General features: G+C 60.7%; 2 protein-coding genes. Both read right to left on the bottom strand.

Going from position 1 to position 20,419, the window contains the following annotated elements; genetic code table 11:
* Positions 1–24: 24 nt before the first annotated feature.
* Entirely contained in the window at positions 25–18,915 is an 18,891-nt protein-coding gene (locus ACMV18_RS08070) for a Calx-beta domain-containing protein (RefSeq protein ID WP_420817411.1), read from the bottom strand.
* A 114-nt stretch (positions 18,916–19,029) separates the two neighbouring features.
* Positions 19,030–20,367 carry a TolC family protein gene (locus ACMV18_RS08065; RefSeq protein ID WP_420817410.1) on the bottom strand — a complete coding sequence of 446 codons (1,338 nt, stop codon included), beginning with the start codon at positions 20,365–20,367 and terminating at the stop codon, positions 19,030–19,032.
* Between the last annotated feature and the right edge of the window lie 52 nt (positions 20,368–20,419).

The following is a 20,419-nucleotide window of genomic DNA, read 5'->3' as shown; positions in this document are numbered from 1 at the left end:
CCCCGCCACGCCTTTCACACCCGATCAAACGATGTGAGTCAGCTCTGGCAGCGGCTGATCTGGATGATAGGTCGCAGCATTCACGGCACCATCATCGTTCGTGATCAGGCCTTCGAGGTAGGTCTCCGCGTAAGTCCCTGTGACATCGGCACCACCAATCTGCGTGATCTCTGCCGTCACGGCGAAGCGCTCATTGTTTTCGGCGGTGGTGTCATGCACCGCCTCCAGCACGAAGCGCCCCGTTGCCGCGCCAGCATCGAAATGCAAGGTCGTTTCAATGGTGCTGCCAGCTGCGTAAGCAAGGCCTGTGCTCGGATCAATGAAGTCGTTGGCGCTGGCGCCATCTTCATTGGCACCCAAGGTGCTGGGCACGCCCACGCGGACCAACACATCCATGGACTGGTCGATCGGGCCATCGCGCAGGGCATCGAAGACGAAGCGAGCCTTGTTCTCGGCTTGCGTCAGGCTGCTGGCCACAAACTGCAGACCGAAGTCGTCGCCAACGATCACCCCATCGGTGGAGCGGCCCTGTTCCGCCACTTCCACATTGGCCCCTTGCGACACGCTGGTGGCGCTGTCGAGGTTCAGGACAAAGCGCTCGGAGGACTCGACCGTCATGTCGCCCTTGACCTGGACGCTGATGTAGTACCCGTCGTCGTCAGAAGACAGGGCCACGTTGCTCCCGGACACATCGACAAAGTCAGCCGCATTGGTGTCACCAGTGATGTGATAGCTGACACGAATGTCGTCCATCACAGGGCTGATGCCCGAGCTCCCCAACTCATCCACGTAGAACCGCAGTTCGGTCGTGCCATCGTTGCCTTCGACCACCGAGTGGTTGTCGCCCTGGCGCAGTCCGATCAAGGTGTCGTCGTCATCAGCGGTGACCACCGCCGTGGCGTTGACCGCGCTGCCGCCCAGCGGATTGCCGCTGGCGTCCAGCACATCCACCGAGTCGATCACGACCTTGAACTGCTCGGAAGGTCCGTACACGTTGTCGCCAGCCAGATCCACGTAGAAGATCTTGCTGCCCTCACCGTAGGCCATCTTGATGGTCGTGGAACCCGAAGGCAGCAGGTCACCCACGAAGTCGGCTGCGTTGGCGGGATGCAAGCCCTCCCCTTCCACGTGCCAGCTCACCAAGGCGGTGCGGGCGGCCTCGCTGCCCGACGCCGTCAGCTCGAAGCCAAAGCGGGTGGTCTGGCCTTGCGCGCCTTCTGCCAAGGTGTCATTGACGGCCGCGATGTCGACACGCACATCGTCGTTGACCAAGGTGGCGGTGACCGACGCATCGCCCACGATGTCGCCATTGGTCGGCGCGCTCAGGACGATGCGGAAGTCCTCGTCACCTTCTGCCAAGCCATCGCCGGCGGTCAGCACCGTCACGGTCTTGGTGGATTCACCGTCTGCAAAGGTGACCAGGCCCGATGGGAAGAAGCCGCCGAAGTCTTCGACGTTGAGGTTGGCCGAGGCCGACTCGATGGCCCACTTGACCGTCGAGATGCCCACGGTGCTGCCCGAGCGTGTCACGGTGAAGGTGAACGCACGGTCGTCGCTTTCATTGCCTTCTTGAATCTGGCGCGAGGCCATGCTGATCTGCAGCGCAGGGTCATCGTTCAGCAAGGTTTGTGTGGCCGATGCCGTGGTCAATGTGGAGCCGTAGCTGGCATCACTGAGGCTGACCGTGAATTGCTCGTCGAACTCGCCGGTGTCATCCGTCTTGGTGAAGACTTCGATGACCTTGGCGTTGGTGTCACCATCGGCAAACGACAGGGCACCAGTCAACCCGCTGACCGTGACGCCATCCACCACGATGTGGTCGATTTCGTCCGCAGACAGGGCGTGTGCACCCGAGCCTGCCACCGTCCAGGTCACCTCGGCCACACCCAAGCTCGATCCTGTCCGCGTGACTTGGAACAGGAAGGACTTGGTAGCGGCGTCGGCAGGCTCACCTTCGGCCGCACTGTTCGCTTGTTGTGCCACCAAGGCCAGGGTGTCGTCATCATCGACCACCGCGGCATCCACATGATCCGACAGCAGCGATCCGACCGACGGATTGCTCAGTTGCAGGCGCAGGGTGGCATTGCCTTCCTGCGCACCGTCGTTGGCCAATTGCAGCACGATGGTCTTGCTTGACTCACCTGCGGCAAACGTCACGACACTGTTCTCACCGCCCACGAAGTCCGCAGCTTGCAGCGCAGCGCTGGCCCCCGATGCGGTTGCAATCGCCCAGTTCACGGTCGACTCGGTGTTGTTGATCGTGTCGGGATCTGCCGAACGATGCACCGTGAAGGTGATGGTGTTGTGCGCAGCGTCGTCCTCGGTCAACGAGGTGACATCGGCGGTGACGGTGTAGCCCAGGTCGTCATTGGTGATGACGCCGGTGGCCGTTGCCGTCTTGATCGAGCTGCCAGCACCCGGGTTGGAGAGCGTGACAGTGAAGCCTTCGTCGTATTCCGCCGTGCCATCCCCCGCCAACTGCACCGTGACGTCCTTGTAGGTCTCGCCATCAGCGAACTCCACTTGGCCTGTCAGGGCGGCGCCGGATGCAAAGTCATCCGTGGTAGCGGCATGTGTGCCCGTACCTGCCAGGCTCCAGGTCACCGAGCTGTCGCCAGTGGTGTTGCCGTCGCGGACCACACGGAAGGTGATCGTGCCAGGTGTCGCGTCGGCACCTTCCAGTGTCGGTGCGATGGCGGCAATCGAGAAGCCCTCATCGTCATTGAGCAATGTGCCCACAGCCGATGTGGTCCCACTGGTGCCGTTGTTGCGGTCGTAGTCCAGATTGACCGTGAAGGTCTCATTGGGCTCCCACTGCACATCGCCCTTGACCGGCACGTTGAAGGTGTAGGTGGTGGCGCCAGCCGGGAAGGTGAACGTACCTGTTGTGGCACGGAAGTCGTTGGCGTCCGCCTGGCCGTCGGCAAAAGCCAGCGACCAGCTCACCGATGCGGCCAAGTCTGCAGCACCCGTGCGTGTCACCGTGAAGGTGATGTTCTTGTTGCCATCGCCTTCTGCCAACGAAGCGTTTGCCACGCTCAGGGTGTAGTCATCGTCACCGATGATGCCCTGCGCGTTATTGGACGACGAGACGATGGTCGTTCCGGCTGTGGGGTTGGACAGTCGGATGTGGAAGGTTTCGCCGTTTTCCATCAGCGAATCTGCCACCAGACCCACCGACACGGTTTGGGTGCCGTTGCCGCTGAAATTGACAGTGCCGCTCATCGGGCCCGTGAAGTCGTCGGCCGTGGCGGTGCCGTCCAGCACAATCTCCCAATCAACAGCAGACGAACCGCCGATCGGTCCAGAACGAACCACGTCGAACTGGTAGGACTTCGCTGCGGAGCCAGAACCCTCGATCTGCGTAACAGGCTTGCCGTCCCCGATGAAGACCGCAGCATCGTCGTTGACGATTTCGCCCACGGCACCGACACCCGATACCGTGTCATTCTCAGACCCGGTGCCCAGCGCGGTGACCTGAACCAGGAAGCGCTCATCGGCTTCTGCCGTGGAGTCGGCGCTGCTGGCGTTCACGGTGATGGCCACCGATGTCTCACCGGGCTGGAAGGTGACGGTCCCGGAAGGGAATGTGCCGCCGAAGTCCGACGCGTCGGCCAGGTTGCGACCGCCTCCCGACACCACCGACCACGTGACGGTTTGCGCTTGAGGCGTGGTATTGCTGCGCGTGATGAGGTAGTGGTACGTGCCGGCGCCCTCTGTGTAGCTGTTGGCCGCAAAGGCAGGATCGGCCACCACCGAGAACACGGTGTCGTCGTTCTGAACAGTGACAGTGGCCTGGGTGTCAATCGCATCATCCACACCGCTCAAGCGTGACAGCGCCAGGAGCATGGTCTCATCGTCTTCCACCGTCGCGTCGCCATGGACGTTGAAGGTGAAGGTCTCGGTTTGCTCACCATAGCCATCGGTTTGCGCCAACGTCGAAGTTTCGCCGCCGTCACCCATGGTCAGGGTACCCGTGAACGCGCCTGTACCCAAATCATCCGCATCGGTGTCGAGGTTGTACTGCGTCCAGGTCATGGACGACTGATCACCATCCAGCACACCCACACGGGTCACCGTGGCGGTGACCACGGTGTCGCCGCTGTCGCCCTCGCGGACCGAGAAGTCGTTGATGAGGATGCCCGTGTCATCGTTGACGATGGTGCCGGTTGCCGAGGCATGTGCCGGATCAACGTAGCCGATGCTGGGGTTGTACAACTCGACCCGGAAGTTTTCGCCGTACTCCACCTTGGAGTCGGACTTGATCGTCAGGGTGATCTGGCGGATCAAGTCGGACTGATCGGCTGGAGTGATCCACTGACCTTGGTAGTTCTGGTACGACCCGTTGAAATAGACCGTTCCCGATGTTGCCCCCACAAAGTCCGTCGCAGGATCCACCGGATGGTCACCAATCCCCACCACGCGCCATTCGACCGCTGAGCCTGACGTGTAGCCGTCTGTGCGGGTATTGCCCTCGTCAATGGCGCGATTCACATCAAACACAAAGGTGTGATTGCCCGAGTCGCCTTCAACCACCTTGCCGCTGGCATTCGCAGCATTCAGGCTGATGCCATACGTGACGTCGTCGTTCAACAGCGTCATGCCGATGGTCATGGTCTCACGTCCTGCCATGTCCGAGTGATAGACATACGAGCCCGGAGCCTCTTCACGCCAGTCCGGGGTGAAGAGCACGTTGGTCTCGTCGGACGTGAAGGTCAGCGAGAACGTCTCGTTGTTCTCGACCACGCGGTCCTTGGCAAACAGGTTGGCGATCGTGAGCTGGAGCGTTCCCTCCTGGCCACTTACCGCATCCGCAGGCAAGGTGATCGTGCCTTTGATCTTGTCCACACCGCCTTCATTCACCAGATAGGCGGCGTTGAAGTCATCCAGCGTTGCAGTGCCATTGAGCACCACTTCCCAACCCAGCGTGATGTCGGTGTTTTGAACACCGGCTCGCGCGAGCGTGAAGGTCACGCCGCCGCTGGCGCCCTCTGCGGTCTGATCGGCCGCACCACCCCAGGCGGAATCCCCTTCGCTGACACTCTGCGAAGGGCTCCACATCGCGCCGCTGTTGTACCCACCGTACCCCACCGTCGTAAACCCATTGACCCACAGGCGAACGTCATCGTTCTTCACGGTGACGGTGCTGGTGTAGTGCTCGGCGTCGCGATGCGTGGTGTTCCAATCGGTGATGTTCTGTGCCGTACCAATGCCTGTGGCGTCGTACTGCGTGGCGCCGCCCCATTCTTGATACTGCGCGCCGCCATTCCAGGCCGTGGGCAGATGCTCGGCGTCGTACAAGGTCACCGTGATCTGGTGGTCGTTTTCGACCAGATCGTCATCGGTCACGCGCAACACCACTGTGGCGGTCGTTTCGCCTTCTGCAAACGTGACGGTGCCACGCCAGATGGACGCGCCCCCGACGTAGCTCGCCATGGCACCGGACACCACCGAGAAGACGTTGGTACCGTTGTTTTCGGCGCTGGAATACAGCTCAAAGAAGGCTTGGCTGGCCGTGCTGTCGGCATTCGAGCGCGTGAAGGTCAATACCAGTTCGCGATCATTGCTCGTGTCATTGTTCGAAGGCGTCCACTCGTCGCCCGTGCCTTCGGAGAAGTTGCCACCATTCGCCAGCGCATGCACTTCGGATGCACTGGCGTTGTCGCGCCAGCCCATGGCCACAGAAACCGTGGTGCCATCGTCATCGCCGATGAGGAAATCTGCACTGCCACGGGTTTCGCTGACGCCTGGATTGCCTTCGTTGCCCTCCAGTGCCTTGGGATTGGTCAGCACGATCTTGAACTGCTCGGCGTCTTCTGCCAGCAAGTCATCCTTGATGGCCACGGTGACCACCTTCTGGCTTTCACCTGCGGCAAAGGTCACTGTCTTGCCCAGCGAACTCCATACGCCACCCACAGCCGATGCGGCCCACGTCACGCCATACGCAGAACCATCACTCAGGAAGTCTGCAGTCTCGGCCTGGTGAGCGCCCTCGCCTTGCGTCGCCAGATCGGCCGTTTCGACAAAGCCACCCGTGCCGTCGACACCCTTGACCTGGATCACCCAGTCCACCGATGCGGCAGCCGTGTTGTCACCTTCGCGATTGATCACGAACTGGTGCAAGGTGTAGCCAGCCGGCACCGACAAGCCAGAGGGCACGCCTTCAACCGCCATGCCATTGCCACCGGCTGTGTGCCAGCCATCGCTGTCATGCACAGCCTTGCTGCTGATCGACTCACTGAACACCGCGCCACTGACCGTGAACACCTGGTCGTCGTTGACGATCTTGCCGTAGCCCGCAGAACCCAGTTCGGCGTAAGACAGCGGCGCCACGGGGTTGGCCAACAAGGCCACGCCGTCGGGCACTTCGGTCAGCACCACACGGAAGTCCTCTGGTGCTTCACCGACGTTGTCGGCTCGCACACGGACGGTCACGTAGGCTTCCTTCTGGCCTTCGGCAAAGGTCACTGTCCCGCTGGGCAGACCGGTCAAAGCGTTGGCCGACTGATCGCCCACGATCACGAAGTCGTCTGGCGAAACGGTCCCGATGACCGACTGCCCAAAGTAGCCTGACACATAGTCACCATAGCCATTGCCGTCAGGCAGCACACCGGTGGTGGCGGTTGCCGAAGCCGTCAGGGACTGCACGGACCAGGACACGGTCATTTCACCCGCAGTTGCATATTCGCGGCTGATGACGAAGGTCCGGTCAACCCATTGACCATCGGTCGTCTCGTAGTCCACGCTGACCGGATGGCTGTTGGAGACGTCGCCCCCCACTGCCACCACGTCTACAGAGACCGTGCCATCGGCTTCGTTGACCGTGGTGTTGCGCACGACGATCACCGGGTCAACATGCGTGACCTCGTGTGTCATGGACAAACCATCGGTGTTGGCGCCATAGCCAGACACCGCCGAGCGCATGAGGATCTGCTCGGTACCCGCCGGCACACGGAGTTCGTACGTGAATGCACCAGTTGGTACACCGTCTTCATCCAGCACGGCTGCACCTGACATCACGGTGAAAGCCGGCGAGCTGTTGTGCAAGGTGTCCGAGCTGCTCAAGACCAGGCTGGAGTAACCCCAACTTCCCGCATCACGTGCGTCCAGCTCCTCACCAATCAGCGCCACCTCCCACGCCCCGGAGAAGGTCAACTTCACGGTGAACGACTGGTTGGTGCCCGCGTCGGCATTCAGCGAGTTGGAGTAGTAATTGCCAGAGAAGTAGACGTTGGGGGTGTTGCCGTTGCGGTTATTGATGTCAATGACCTGGCAGAAATAATATTGCCCCAAGGTGCTGTCATACACGTTCGACACCGAGGCCTGGGTCAGTTGAGGACTGTCATTGTCGACCAGCACGGTCTGCGCAGACTGCTCAGGCACCAGGAAGTCGTCTCCGCCTTCATGCGTCACCGTGATGCCAATTGTTTCGACAGCTTCATCGATCTTGTCGTCCACGATGGGGGTGCGAATCAAGATGGTGTCGACACCGGCATCCACCGTGATGGTGTCGGTGTAAGACATGTTGCCGCCGGAGAGCGTGCCACCTTGATTGATGGTGATGGCCCCTTGGCCGTCATCGAATCCGTCGATGTAGGTCTTGCCCACAAACGACACCTTGTCATTCAGACCGCCATAGCCATTGATCAAGGTGTTGTCGCCAAAGTCTGCCAGCACGGCTTGTCGACCACTGCTTGTGGTCCACGCAGAAACTCTCAGCTCATTGAATTCGCTGTTTCTCAAGCCCTCGACAGAGATGCCCACACATCCGTAGGCATCACTGTAGCTACTGAGATATTGACGGCTGTAGGCCCCGCTTGAATTTGGCCAACCATAGGCGTTCTGCCAGCGGGCCCCGTTGTCCGCGCCAACCCAGCCATTCAACGCAAAAGCGGTTCTGTCGACTTCAATGCGGTCATCGTCCCCGAAGCCGCTGAAGTCCAATGCCACATTGGGTGCGTTGTTGAACTCGATGACCACTTTGTTGTGTGCCAAGTCGATCAGTGCCGCGCCTGTGTCTTGATCGAATGCACTGCGGACGTCGTCCGCATCCAGATCACCGTTGCCGTTGTTGTCGATGTATGCGCCGTCAGCTTCCACCACCACATGGATGGTGCTGGTCACAAAGGAAACCTTATGAGCCAGGCTGTACTGACCATCCACGACACTGGTGTTGTCGCCAAAGGTCCCGAGGATAGCGGTCTGCCTACCGCTACCAGCTTGACTGCTCAAGCCCAGGAGGTTGGCCTCGCTGCCCGCCCGCACGCCGTGTACAGCCAATTCGACGCAGCCGTAATCGCTGTGGAAACCCTGGATGTACTTGATGCTGTGCAGGAAGCCGCCAGCGCTCGATGCATCGCTGCCGGTCCAGTGGTTCGAGTTGACCCCGCCGTGCCAGCCATTGAGGCCCATCGCGGTGCGGTCAATTTCGATGCGGTCGTCCGGACCGAAGCCTGACAAGTCCAATGCCTCGTTCGGGTTGTCATTGAAGTGGAGGACCACCTTGCTGTGGGCCAAGTCCACGAGGGCATTGCTACCGTCCGCTGCGAAATCAAAGGCGCGGTTGGCATCGGTGCGCTCGGCGCTGTCCAGCACACCATCGGCGTCCTGATCAATCCAGCCGCCCGTGGCTTCAACCACGACGTGCACCACGTTGCTCTGGACGAAGCTCACACGGTTCATCAAACCGCCGTTGCCATCCAGCAGGTTGGAGCCGCTCATCCATGCCAGCGAATCGTCGGTGCAGTTGTAATTCCCCGATTCAGATCGCTGGCTGCCTGACACCCGCAGATAAGCAGAGCTGCCATAACGGTAAGCGTTGACTTCAAAATAACCACTGCCCGATTGAACGTCGAATCCACGGTCACTGTTAGCATAGCCACCGGACCAGCTTCGATAATGATTGGCATACGACTCGTTTGCTTCGCCACCCGGCCAGCCTGCCGCTTCGAATGCGGTGCGATCGATCTCAATGCGGTCATCGCGGCCAAAGCCACTGAAGTCCAATGAGCTGTCCGGCGCGTCGTTGAACTTGACCACCACATGATGGTCACTCAGCCCGATCAGATCACTGCCGTCTTGGTCGAACGCGCGGTTGGCGTCGGTGGCCTCTTCCAGGTCCAGCACGCCGTCCGCATCGGTGTCGATGAAGGCGCCATCGGCTTCGACCACCACGTGAATGGTGGCATCACGCACGATGGAGATTTGACCCAACAGGCTACCGCGCCCGTCCATCAGGGTGTTGGCATCGTTGTCAGGACCCAATACGCCCAACGTGCCGTTGTCACCACCATATGAGCCACTGTGCTGCACGCGCAGCTCAACTTGGCCACCCCAACCATCACCACGACTGACATTCATGCCGAAGTAGAAGTTGCTTCCGCATGCATTCCAGTTGCTGTGTGCGGAGTAGACGTGGCCATCACCAGAATACGCATTGAAATATGCATTGCCATGCTCGTAGGTCGCCACATCCGCACGACCATCACTCAGCTGATCCAGATTGATTTCGATCTTGTCGTCGGCACCGAAGCCCTTCAAATCGAGTGCCACATCCGGCACATCATTGACTCGAATGGTCACGTGATTGCTGGAGAGGTGAATCAAGTCCGTGCCATCGGCCGCAAAGGCACGGTTTTCATCCACGGCTTCGCTGTCGTCCAACACGCCATCTGCATCCGTGTCGATGAACGCCCCGCTTTGATCGACCACCACGTGGATGTCCCGTGTGGTTTCACCCGCGTTGACGAAGCTCACACGGCTCAACAACGCGCCATTGCCATCGATGATCGTGTTGACGTCGTACCCCGTCCCAAACTTGGCCAACTCCGCGTTGGCACTGCCCACATGCACGGCCAGCGCATTGGTGCTCCAGCGATTGCCTGTGCCATCGGTTTGTCGATCAGCATGCAATGAAAAGTAGCCCGTGGTCAGTGACAAGCCCTTTGAGCTGGTTCGGCTGGTCGAGGCGCAGTCGATGTGCTGGTTCTGCCAGGTCTGGCCAATGCCCACACCATCAAAGCCATCCCATCCATTGGCCCTGAAGTCCGCCACGTCGATTTCAATGCGGTCATCACGACCGAAACCTTGCAGATCCAGCGCAACGTCCGGTGCATCGTTGAAGTGCAGCACCACGTTGTTGTGTGCCACGTCAATCAGATCCGCACCGGTGCTACTGAAAGCCAAGCTCGTTTCGGACGCGTCGTGCACGCCATCGGCATCCGTGTCGACATATGCTCCATCGCCGTCGATCACGACGTGCACAGTGGGGTTGTGCACGAAGGAAACTTGGTTCATCAGGCCACCGTCGCCATCGATGATGGTGTTGGCGTCGTTGTAATGACCGAAGGTCGCCAACCAGCGGTTGGTCCAGCCTGATTCGGCATTCGAGCCCTGCAGGTTCAGATAGGCGACCGACGAGCAATTGGCCCGCTGTGCAGACAGAGACAGGCAATAGCCACCGTTGTTGAGGGTCCGGCCACCTTGGCTGAGATCACTGTGCGCGTAGTAGATGCGCCCTGCGCTGTTGTAGGAGTAGCCAGTCTGCTGCCCCCACTGAGGCTGGCCGATTTCCCACCCGTTGCGACCAAACTGGTCGAGGTTGATTTCGACCTTGTCGTCGGCACCAAAGCCCTGGAAGTTCAATGCCTGGTCCGGCACATCATTGAACTGGATGGTGACGCGGTTGTTGGCCAAGCCAACCAGATCGCGCCCGTCGTCAAACGCAAGGTTCGAGCTGACCGCCTCAGATGCGTCCAGCACACCATCCGCGTCGGTGTCCACATAGGCACGCACCACGCCCGAGCTGTCGTCATCGACCACCACATGGATGTCATGCTGGACAACCGGGACAGTAGGCTCCGGAGGAATGGCGGAGAACGTGAAGGTCAATTGCTGGGTGGATTCGCCCACCTCGAAGGCAACCTGGCCATCACGCGTGGCCGAACCTGGCAAGAAGGCGCCATCGGTCAACTCTGCAATGTTCAGGTGATACGCCAGCACATCTTCCACCGATGCATCAGGTCGTGTCACCGTCACCGTCACGGTGCGAACGCCGTTCGCGTCGATGGTGTCCGAGTTCAGCGTGAACGACGGATTCAGATGGTTGGGTTCGTAAGTGCCAACTGCATCCACGACGTTGCTCGTGTCAAAGATCGCCTGCGCACCCAACTCGACATCGGCATTCACCGAGGTGTCCCCGGCGGCCAGGGTCAAGTCATGCGTCACCAGCAGGTTGCTCCACACATTCCCGTCTTGGGGAGCCACCACGGTGGAGGCATCCAGCCCATCCACAGACCAGATCAGGTCCACCGCGTAGGGGTCTTGCCCGTCTGGCACGGTGATATCAAACACCAGGAACTTGACAGCCTGACCGTCGCTGTTGCGCTCGGCGTACTGGTCAAAGTACGACTGGATGTCGCTGAGGTTGCTGGCTGAACCCACATGGTTCTGGAAGAAGCTCAGCGCGTCGTCATTGAGATCCGAAGTGCTGTGAAGATCGGCAACCCCGGCAAAAGAGCCTGTCAGCGCCCCCTTCGAACCCGAGAAGGACAGACCCAGCGCGTCTGGGTCCACCACCGTATCGGCTTTCACCGCAATGTAGATCCGCGAACCGCCCCAGAGGCTATTGAGCGTGTCGGCATTGGCCACACCACCCACCTTGTAGCCAGCCCCCGCCTTCAGGTCAGAGAACTCCAACCAGCTATCGAAGGAGTCGTCGCAGCCATTGCTGTTATCAAAGTGGTAAACCGCCTGCATCTGGTCGTCAACCGACTTGGCCGTTGAGGCCACGTTGAAGTTGAAGACAGGCGCATTCGTCTGCCAGGTGGTCCCGCCATCGGTCGAGAACTCAAAGTAGCGCGTGAAATCACCGGCTTCACCCGACGTGCTTGATACCGCAGCAGAACTGCTGCCACCGCCCAGATCTACCGTGAAGGTGTTTTCCTGTGTCAGCGCCTTGCCGAGGTGAACGGTGAACTGCGCATCGTTGTCCAGACCTTCAATCGCCGTGCTGCCCTGCACATCGACCCGGTAGCCATTGGCCACGTTGTCATCGTCGCGAATGGTGACACGCCCTTGATCCGTCACCACGGTCGCGCCGGTCGCGTTGTCAAGGTAAACCGAGAAGCCTTCGGTGGTTTCGAAGGTGCTGTCATCCTGGATGGCCAGGGTGATGTGCTGGGTTTGATTGGTCTGCGTGAAGTTGACGGTACCCGATGCTGCGGTGAAGTCTGACCCTGCTTGGGCCACGCCGATCGAACCTTCCTGGTTCGGGGCATCCTCGCCTGAGTAGTTCACCCCGTTGGTGCCAGCGGAGTAGCGTGACCAAGCATTGCTGTAGTCACCACCCGAATATTGCTCCGTGGGCGGCTGCGGCAAGCTGCTCCAACTGTCGTAGCTGCTCGTGACCTGGTTGCTGATCCACACCCCCGCCTCATCACGCTTGACGACGAACTCACCCAAGGTGATATAGCCCGCTTCGCTGGGGAAGTTGTAGTTCTGGACGATCGACGTGTTGGTGCCAAAGCTGAACTCGTCAATCAGATTGCCATTGCCTCCCGTGACTTCACGCACTTGCACGGTGAAGTGATAGTCCGGCTCGATCAAATCGTCGGCCACGGGACGGAAGGTGACGGTCTTGGGCGAGGTATCCCCTGCTGCCCAGGTGATTTGCCCTGAGGTCGCCTGGCCGGCCTGCATCTGGTCCGCAAACCCAGAGGTGTTGACGTACCACTCGATGGTGATGGCCTGACGCGGGTCACCCACACGCTGCAGCGTGAAGCTCTGCTCAATCGCAGTCTGAATGCCTGCTTGTGACGGGTTCACATCGCCGTTGGCATCTGGCGCCAGCCCTTCTGGCAGATTCGTGTGGACGTCCACAATCTGAATCTTGACGTCGTCGTTGACGATCGTGCCTTGCGCGGTGTTGTCCGTGCCAATCGACGTGCCGACAGAAGGATTGGACAGCGTCACGCTGAAGCGTTCATCGCCTTCCAACCTGCTGCCTGTCGTGTTCCACCACCAATAAGTGTGATTCGCAGAGAAGGTGTCCGGGTTGACGTTGACCGTGACCGTAGCAGTACTTACTCCTTCAGCAAACGTCGCCGTCCCATACGGCATGACCCTGTTGCCATACACGTCGAAATAGCCGACGAAGTCATCCACATTGACTTCGCTGCCACCCACAGACCAGTCCACCGTGGAAGACTGGTTCAGGTTGCCTGTTCGGGTGAGCGTGAAGGTATACGCATTGCTACCCGAATCGCCTTCGTCACGCACCAGCGACAGTGAGCCGCTGTCAAACGCCACTTCTGCGTCGTCGTTGGTGATGACGGTGTGGTCACTTGCGGTCGTGACGGACGTGCCCGCCGATGCGTTGGTCAACGACACCGTCAGGGTCTCATCGTTCTCCTTGATGGAGTCGCTCTTGACCTTGAGTGTGATGACTTGCGTCACTTCGCCCGATGCAAAGGTCACCGTGCCCGACGTGACACCGTCAAAGGTATCAGCGGCATCGATGCCCGTCGCGCTCCAGTTGGCGGTCGAGGTTTGCAGCAAGTTGCTGCCCGTTCGCGTCACCGTGAACGACACCTCCTTGTATTCGTCACTGCCATCCGTGCTGGCAACATTGGGAGAGGGGTCGGTCCCTTCCGCCACCGAAGCCACATTGGCCGAGATGCTGATGGCAGCGTCGTCGTCCTTCAACAGCGTGCTGCCACTGGTAGCCAACACCGCATTGCTGTTGGCCGGATCGGTCAAGGTCAGTGAGGCGGTCTTGTTGGTGTCGACCACGGAGTCTTGCTTGACCAGCAGCGCCACCACGCCACCGGTCTGGCCGGCGGCAAACGTGAAGGACCCCGAAAGAGGCGACAACACATCGGCAGATGTGAGGCCCGTGACGGCCCAATCCACAGTTTTGGCGACACCGGTGTTGCCTGCACGAACCAAGTCAAAGTAGACGTAGCGCGCCACGTCAGGGTCGTTGCCCTCGATCACGGTGGCCTGCCGTGCAATGGCGTTGTAGCCCACGTCATCACCCACCACCGTGACGGTGGTGCTGGTGACTTCGGTGTTGCCTGCGGCCACGGACAGGTCGAGGGTCATGCCCTCATCTGCTTCAATGTCGGTGTCGCCGTTGACGTACACCGTCACCGTCTTGCTGGTTTCTCCAGCCAGGAATGTCACCTTGCCGGACGGCATGCCGTCATTGGGCACGCTCACATCTTCCGGGCTGTTGACGAAGTCGTCTGCCGTAACGGGCACGGTGCCCGCCCCTGCGAGACGCCACGCCACGGCCGTTTCTTTGGTCGTGTCCCCTGTGCGCGTCAAGGTAAAGGTCAGCGGCGTCTGGCCGCTGTTGCCTTCGATCAGCGATGTGGTGCTGGCCACCACCGTGACCTTGTCATCATCGTTGGTCACCGTCATGGTGGCCGAGTTGTGCGCAGCGTCGAGCGTGGCGCCCCCTGTTGGGTTGGCCAGTGACACTGTGAGCACTTCCCCGCTTTCCAGCGTGTCATCACCGGTCACAGTGAATTGAACGTCGACGGACTCCTCTCCGCCTGTCAGCTGAATCACCTGATCCGGACGACCATCGGTGTAATGCAATGTGACCGAATCGTTGTATGCGGCGAATGTGGCGGACGCAGGTCCGGTCACATTGTTGGAACCCGATGGCAGCAGGTCAACCGAGACGGCACCAGACAGATCCCCGGTTCGGGTCACCGTGAAAGTGATGGCCTGCGTCTGCCCCGCCCCACCCTCGACAAACGATGCAGCCGTGCGACTGATCGACAACACGGCGTCGTCGTCATGCACCACACCGGTCATGCCGTTGGCCAGGAGGTTGGAATGATCGCCGGTGCCGCTGGTGAGATTCAGACGGAAGGCCTCTTCGCCTTCAGCCACCGTGTCGGCGTTGACCTGCACAGTGATGGTCTTGCTGTCGGTGGCGCCGGCAGCCCAGCTCACATTGCCCGACGCAACAGAAGCCAACTCCGCCGCGCTCAGTGCGCTGGCCAGTTGCTTGCCGCCATCCACAATGTCGACACCAGAGATGGTCCAATCAACATTTGAAGCCTGTCGGTCGGTGTCGCCGGTGCGAGTCAGGGTGTAGGTGTAGGTGCTGACACCACTGTTGCCTTCCTTGGCTGCGGACACCAAGGTGGCGTTGATTGCCACATCATCGTCGTCGAGCGTGCCGTTCGCCGTGGTGGTGGTCCCCAGTCGCAGGCCCGATCCAGCATTGGGGGCATCCAGCACCACCGCAAAGGTCTCATCGGCCTCCACCACCTTGTCCACCTTGGGTGTCACCGTGATGGTGGCCGTGTCGCTGCCGGCTGCAAAGGTCGCTGTCCCCGACACGGCATTGAAGTCGTCACTCGAAGCCGTCTTGCCGGCAAAGTCCAAGTGCCAGTTGACCGTGCTGGCGTGCGAGATGTCACCATCTCGCTTGATGGTGTAGGTGAAGGTTTGGCCCGCGTGTGCCGTTCCGTCTTCCAGCTTGGTTTGGCTGAGGTTGGCCGCAGCCGTATCGAACGACACGATCGCGTCGTCGTTCGTCAGGGTGACCACGGTGCTGGCCTGCGCACCAATCACATGCCCGGCGGTTGACGACCCCGTCAGCGACACCGTGAAGGTCTCGTCCGCTTCCTTCACATCGTCAGGATTGACCGCGATGGTGAACGTTGCGGTGCTGGCACCAGCCGCAAACGAGGCCGTGCCTGACAACTTGCCCAAGAAATCGGTGCTGCTGGTGGTGCCATGCTGGGCAGACCACGAGAAGCTGGCCGCGCGACTGGTATCCCCCGTGCGTGACACCTCCACGGTGACGACACTGGTTTCTCCGGCCTGACCTTCCGCATGCGTCAGCGTGGTCGACACCATCTGGATGACTGCGTCATCGTTGAGGATGGTCGCCTCGGCCACCGTGGCACCGGTTTTGAGGGTGGTGCCCGTACCGGGGTTGTCCAGAACGATGCGGAATTTTTCTGGATTTTCCAGAACGCTGTCGCCCAACAGGGGAATGCGGATCTCGGCTTGGACCTGACCGGGCAGCATTTCAATCGTGCCGCTGGGCAAGGTGGCCGACACCAGGTCGTCCTGGGTGGCCTGGCCGTTGATCAGCTCCACATGCCACGACGCACTGACCGCACTGCGGGTGAAGCCCTCACGCTGCACATAGGCCACCAAGGTGCCATTGGCACCTTCATTGCCTTCCAGATTTTCAAACGTGGCCGAAGCAAAGCCCACCAAGGCGTCATCGTTGATGATGGTCCCTGTAGCAGATGGCACGACCACACCAGCAGAGCCCGACACCACCGAGATGGTGACCTGATACTTTTCGGAGGCTTCCACCACGCTGTCAGCGCTGGGAGTGACCGTGACGATGGCACTGGTCTCACCACGCGGAATGGTGACCGTTCCGGTTGGGAAGGTGCCACCAAAGTCTGCGGCGTTGGCATCCAGGGTGGTCCCGCTGCCGTAGGACGACGCCGTCCAGCGCACGACCACGTCTTCCACGGCGGCTTCGGACAAGCTCACCCGGAAGGTGTGACCTGCTTCGGTACCCGCGGCTGAACCCTCAATCACCTGAGCGGCCACCGGCGCGATGCTGACGGCCACGCCGGTCGGGATGATGTTGGCTCGCATCGCATCGACGCCCAGCACCACGTTGTCAGCGCTCTCGTTGAGTTGCACCTCGAACGAACGCTCGCCGTTGACCTTCAAGCCCGTTTGAGCCTGGAAGGTGAAGGTGACCGTGTCAATGTCTGCACCGGAGTTGTTCGCCGGGAACGTGATGACCCGGTTGCCGGGCAAGGAAAAATCGCTGTCTGGCGCAGGGTTCTCGCCCACCCCCGTCACATCCCAGTTGACCGAATGGGTGAAATTGAGCGCGCCCGTGCGACTCAGGGTGACGGTGTACGTCACCATGCCATTGACCACGTCGCTGCCCGCCACGATGCTGTCGATGCTGATTTGCGCATCGTCGCTCGTCACGATGCCCACGGCGGGTGCGCCATCCACCTGAATGCCGGCATCTGGGGCCAAAGACAGATAGAAGCGCTGATCGCCATTGACCAGTTGGTCATTCACGGTCGAGATGGTGATGGTCTTCTCGGTCTCGTCCGCCGCAAACTCGATGGTGCCGCCCGTGTCATCGTCAGCCAGCGGGGTCCCGCCGCCGGCCACGGTCAGCAGGTTGTAGTTCAGGCTCACAGCCCGACCCAGACCCGTCTCACGTGTCACCGTGAATGACAGGGTATTGCCCTCCACCACGGTCTGCGCAGCAGCCGCAAACGAGAAGGTCGGCACGTCGTCGTTCAGCACCGTGGTCGATGCCGAAGCATCTGCATCCGAAGCCAAGGTCATCGTGGTCGATGCGCTGGTATCCAGTTGCACCGTCAGCGTTTCATCGTCTTCCGCCACGCGGTCTTGCAGGACGCGAATCGTGATCGTCTTACTCAATTCCCCTTCTGCAAAGCTGACAGCGCCAGCCAGATCAGATGGGTGAATATCGGCCGCGCTGACTGCCCCGGTCGAGGTGGTGTCCACACTCCAGGCCACGCTGTCAGCAGGCAAAGGCACATCGGCCGGATGCGAGGCAGGCACGGTCCGGGTCACCGTGAAGGTGACTTCCGTCCAGCGTGGATCAGCCGCAGTACCCTCGGTGACTTCCGCCACACCGGCAGAAATGGCGACAGGTGCGTCGTCGTCGTCGCGATAAGTCAGCACGGCCGACACAGGCTCGCCACCACCGACAGGGCCCGGTGTCACGGTGATCGAGACGGGGTGGTCAGGTCCGACCGTGGTGTCTTGATTGAGCTTGATCCGCACGACCTGAGAGGACTCCCCCGCCGCAAAGGTGACGCTGCCCGTCAAGCCCATGCTCTCGAGCTGGCTCGCCGTCAGCCCTTCGATGGCATAGGTCACGGTGTCATTGCCCAGCGTGTTGTCACGCGTGATGATGAACACCAGTTCTCCACCCTCAGGGACAAAACCATCCCCTTCGATGGTGATGCTGAGTTGGTAGGCTGTGCTGGCGGTTGGATTTTCGGGGGGCGTTGGCTGCACATCCGACTTCGGGGGCGCAGGCGGCAGCGTGGGCACATTGATCTGCCCCCACCCCACAGAGCCATTGGACGAAGCATCCTGCAGGTTGCCTTGCGTCACAGCACCTGGCACTTCGCCTGGCGCGAACAAGGCACCGTCCGTCTGAACGCTTTGCAACACATACGGTGTCAGCAAGCCCGAATTAATCAGAGGTGTACCGCCGGCCAGATGGGTGGCCAATTGACGGAAAACGGCTTCGATGCTGGCTGGCACACGCGGATCGATGCCCCGCGTGTCCACACTGCTCAGATCAAAACCCGACAGAAAGCTGTGCAGCAAGGCCTGAGCACGCAACAGGCCTTCCATGTCGTTGGACAACGATGGCAGGTGCGGAGGGGCATCCGACTCGTTGCGAGGAGAGGTGATGGCCTGTGGCAACTCCGGAGCATCGCCTTGCATCGGGGGCTGCCCCCCGTTGCTGCCAGACGGTGGCGTGGTCGGCCGAGCACCGCGAGGGCGTGGTGTGCCGGGTGCAGCTTGCGCCAGCAGCAGGCCATCCAAGGCCCCCCCTCCGACATCGGCCGGACCGTCCGGCTGCACACCGGTGTCCGCATGGGCCACCAGCACCGCCTCGTTTGGCACCGCATGCGTCTTGAACAGGGCAAACAGCGCCTGCAGATCTTCGATGGAGACCGATGACCATCCTTGCGCGTCCAGGCGATCCGCCAGCAGCATCAATTGCTCATCGCCAGACGCCATCGCCAGCGTGACCAATTGCGTCAGCATGTCCGCCGCGTTGTCCGGCATGTCGGACGCTGGCACCGTTGCGTCGAAACGGTCGTGCGCATCATTGTTCTGGACGGTCATCTCTATCTCCGAACGAGGCAGTGGCCGGTGGCGCATCTGCTCGCTTATCTTTGAAGGGCTGCGCCGAAGACACTGCTTCGGCCATCAATCGCACCGCGCTCCGAGCGCCGGGTGTCAGTTCTTGTCTGCCACGGCCACCGTTGTGGAAGCGGGCTGGAATTCAACAGCGTCGACGCTCAGTCGCCCCACGGCCTGCAGCAGCGTCAGACCGGCGATCGCGTGGTCTGCCTCGGTCGCGGCCAAATCACTTTGGGCGTTGATGAGCGACATCTCGGCAGACAGCACATCCAGCAAGGAGCGGCGCCCCAGTTGGCGCTCGGCCGAGGCCATTTCGAGGAACTTCGCGGCGATGTTCACCTGGTTTTGCAGGATGTCGCGGTTGCTGCGGGCCACCAGCAGGTTGCGCCAGGCGATGGTGACTTGCTCCAGGACCAGTTCGCGGGTGTCGTTTTCGCGATCACGGCTGGCGATCAGATCCTTGCGCACAGCATCCACAGACGAAGACCCTGCCATACCCAGGTTGAAGCCATACTGCAGCTGGAACATGATCTTGCGATCGTCCACGGATCCGGTCACCCCGTCCATGTCCTTGCGACGGGCTGCTTCACCGTAAACCTGCACACGCGGCAGATATTCCTTGGCACGGGTGCTGTCCACACGCTCTTGCAACGCAGCAGAGCGATAGGCACCAATCTGCAGTTGCTTGTTGTGATCGAGCGCCATCTGGCGCGCCTCGTCCAGACTGGCTGGCAGCGCAGCAGCCTTGGGTTGCGCCACTTCGTCGAAGGCCACATCCTTGGCCCGCTCACCGTATACCGCCTTCACCCGAGCTTCGGCAATCGACAGTGCCCCCTCTGCACGGATGCGACGCGCCTCCGCAGTGGCCAGTTGAACCTTGGCCTGCAGCACGTTGGACTCGTAGCCCTTGCCCAACTCCACCATGGAGCTTTCCAGCTTGGTCTGCTTCAGCACGCTCGCCTCGGATTGGCGGGCGTAGGCCAACACCTTGTTGGCACGCACCACGGTCCAGTGTGCCGTCAGCGCATCCAGCAGCACCCCCTCGGATGCCGCGGCATAGCTCGCACCGCTTTGCTTGACCACCGCATCGGCTTCGTTGGTCATGGCGCTGGCACGCCCGAAGTCATAGATCAGCTGCGTGGCACGCAAGCTGGTACGCGTCACGTCCTTGTATTCAGGATTGACCGTGTTCGGACTGTCATATTTCTGAGAGCCGCCCTCCAGGGACACGTCCAGTTGCGGCGTCCACGAGCGTCGGAAGGTTTCCTTGGCGCGCTCTTCTGCGGCGGCCTGGTCGCTGGCTGCGGCATGCACCCGTGGACTGGATTGCATCAAGTCCTGCAAAACGGCACTCAACCTCTGAGCTTGGGACGATTGGGCCAGCACCAGCAAGGACGCTGCGGCAATGGTTTTGATGACAAAACGGGCGGACATTGGGGGCTCCTCGACTCAGCAAACTCTTGACGTTGGCGGGAAGTGTTTGCCC

It is taken from the genome of Aquabacterium sp., from assembly GCF_048860245.1.
In the GTDB taxonomy this organism is placed as follows: Bacteria; Pseudomonadota; Gammaproteobacteria; order Burkholderiales; family Burkholderiaceae_C; genus Aquabacterium.
This window is presented reverse-complemented; position numbering and strand designations above follow the sequence as displayed.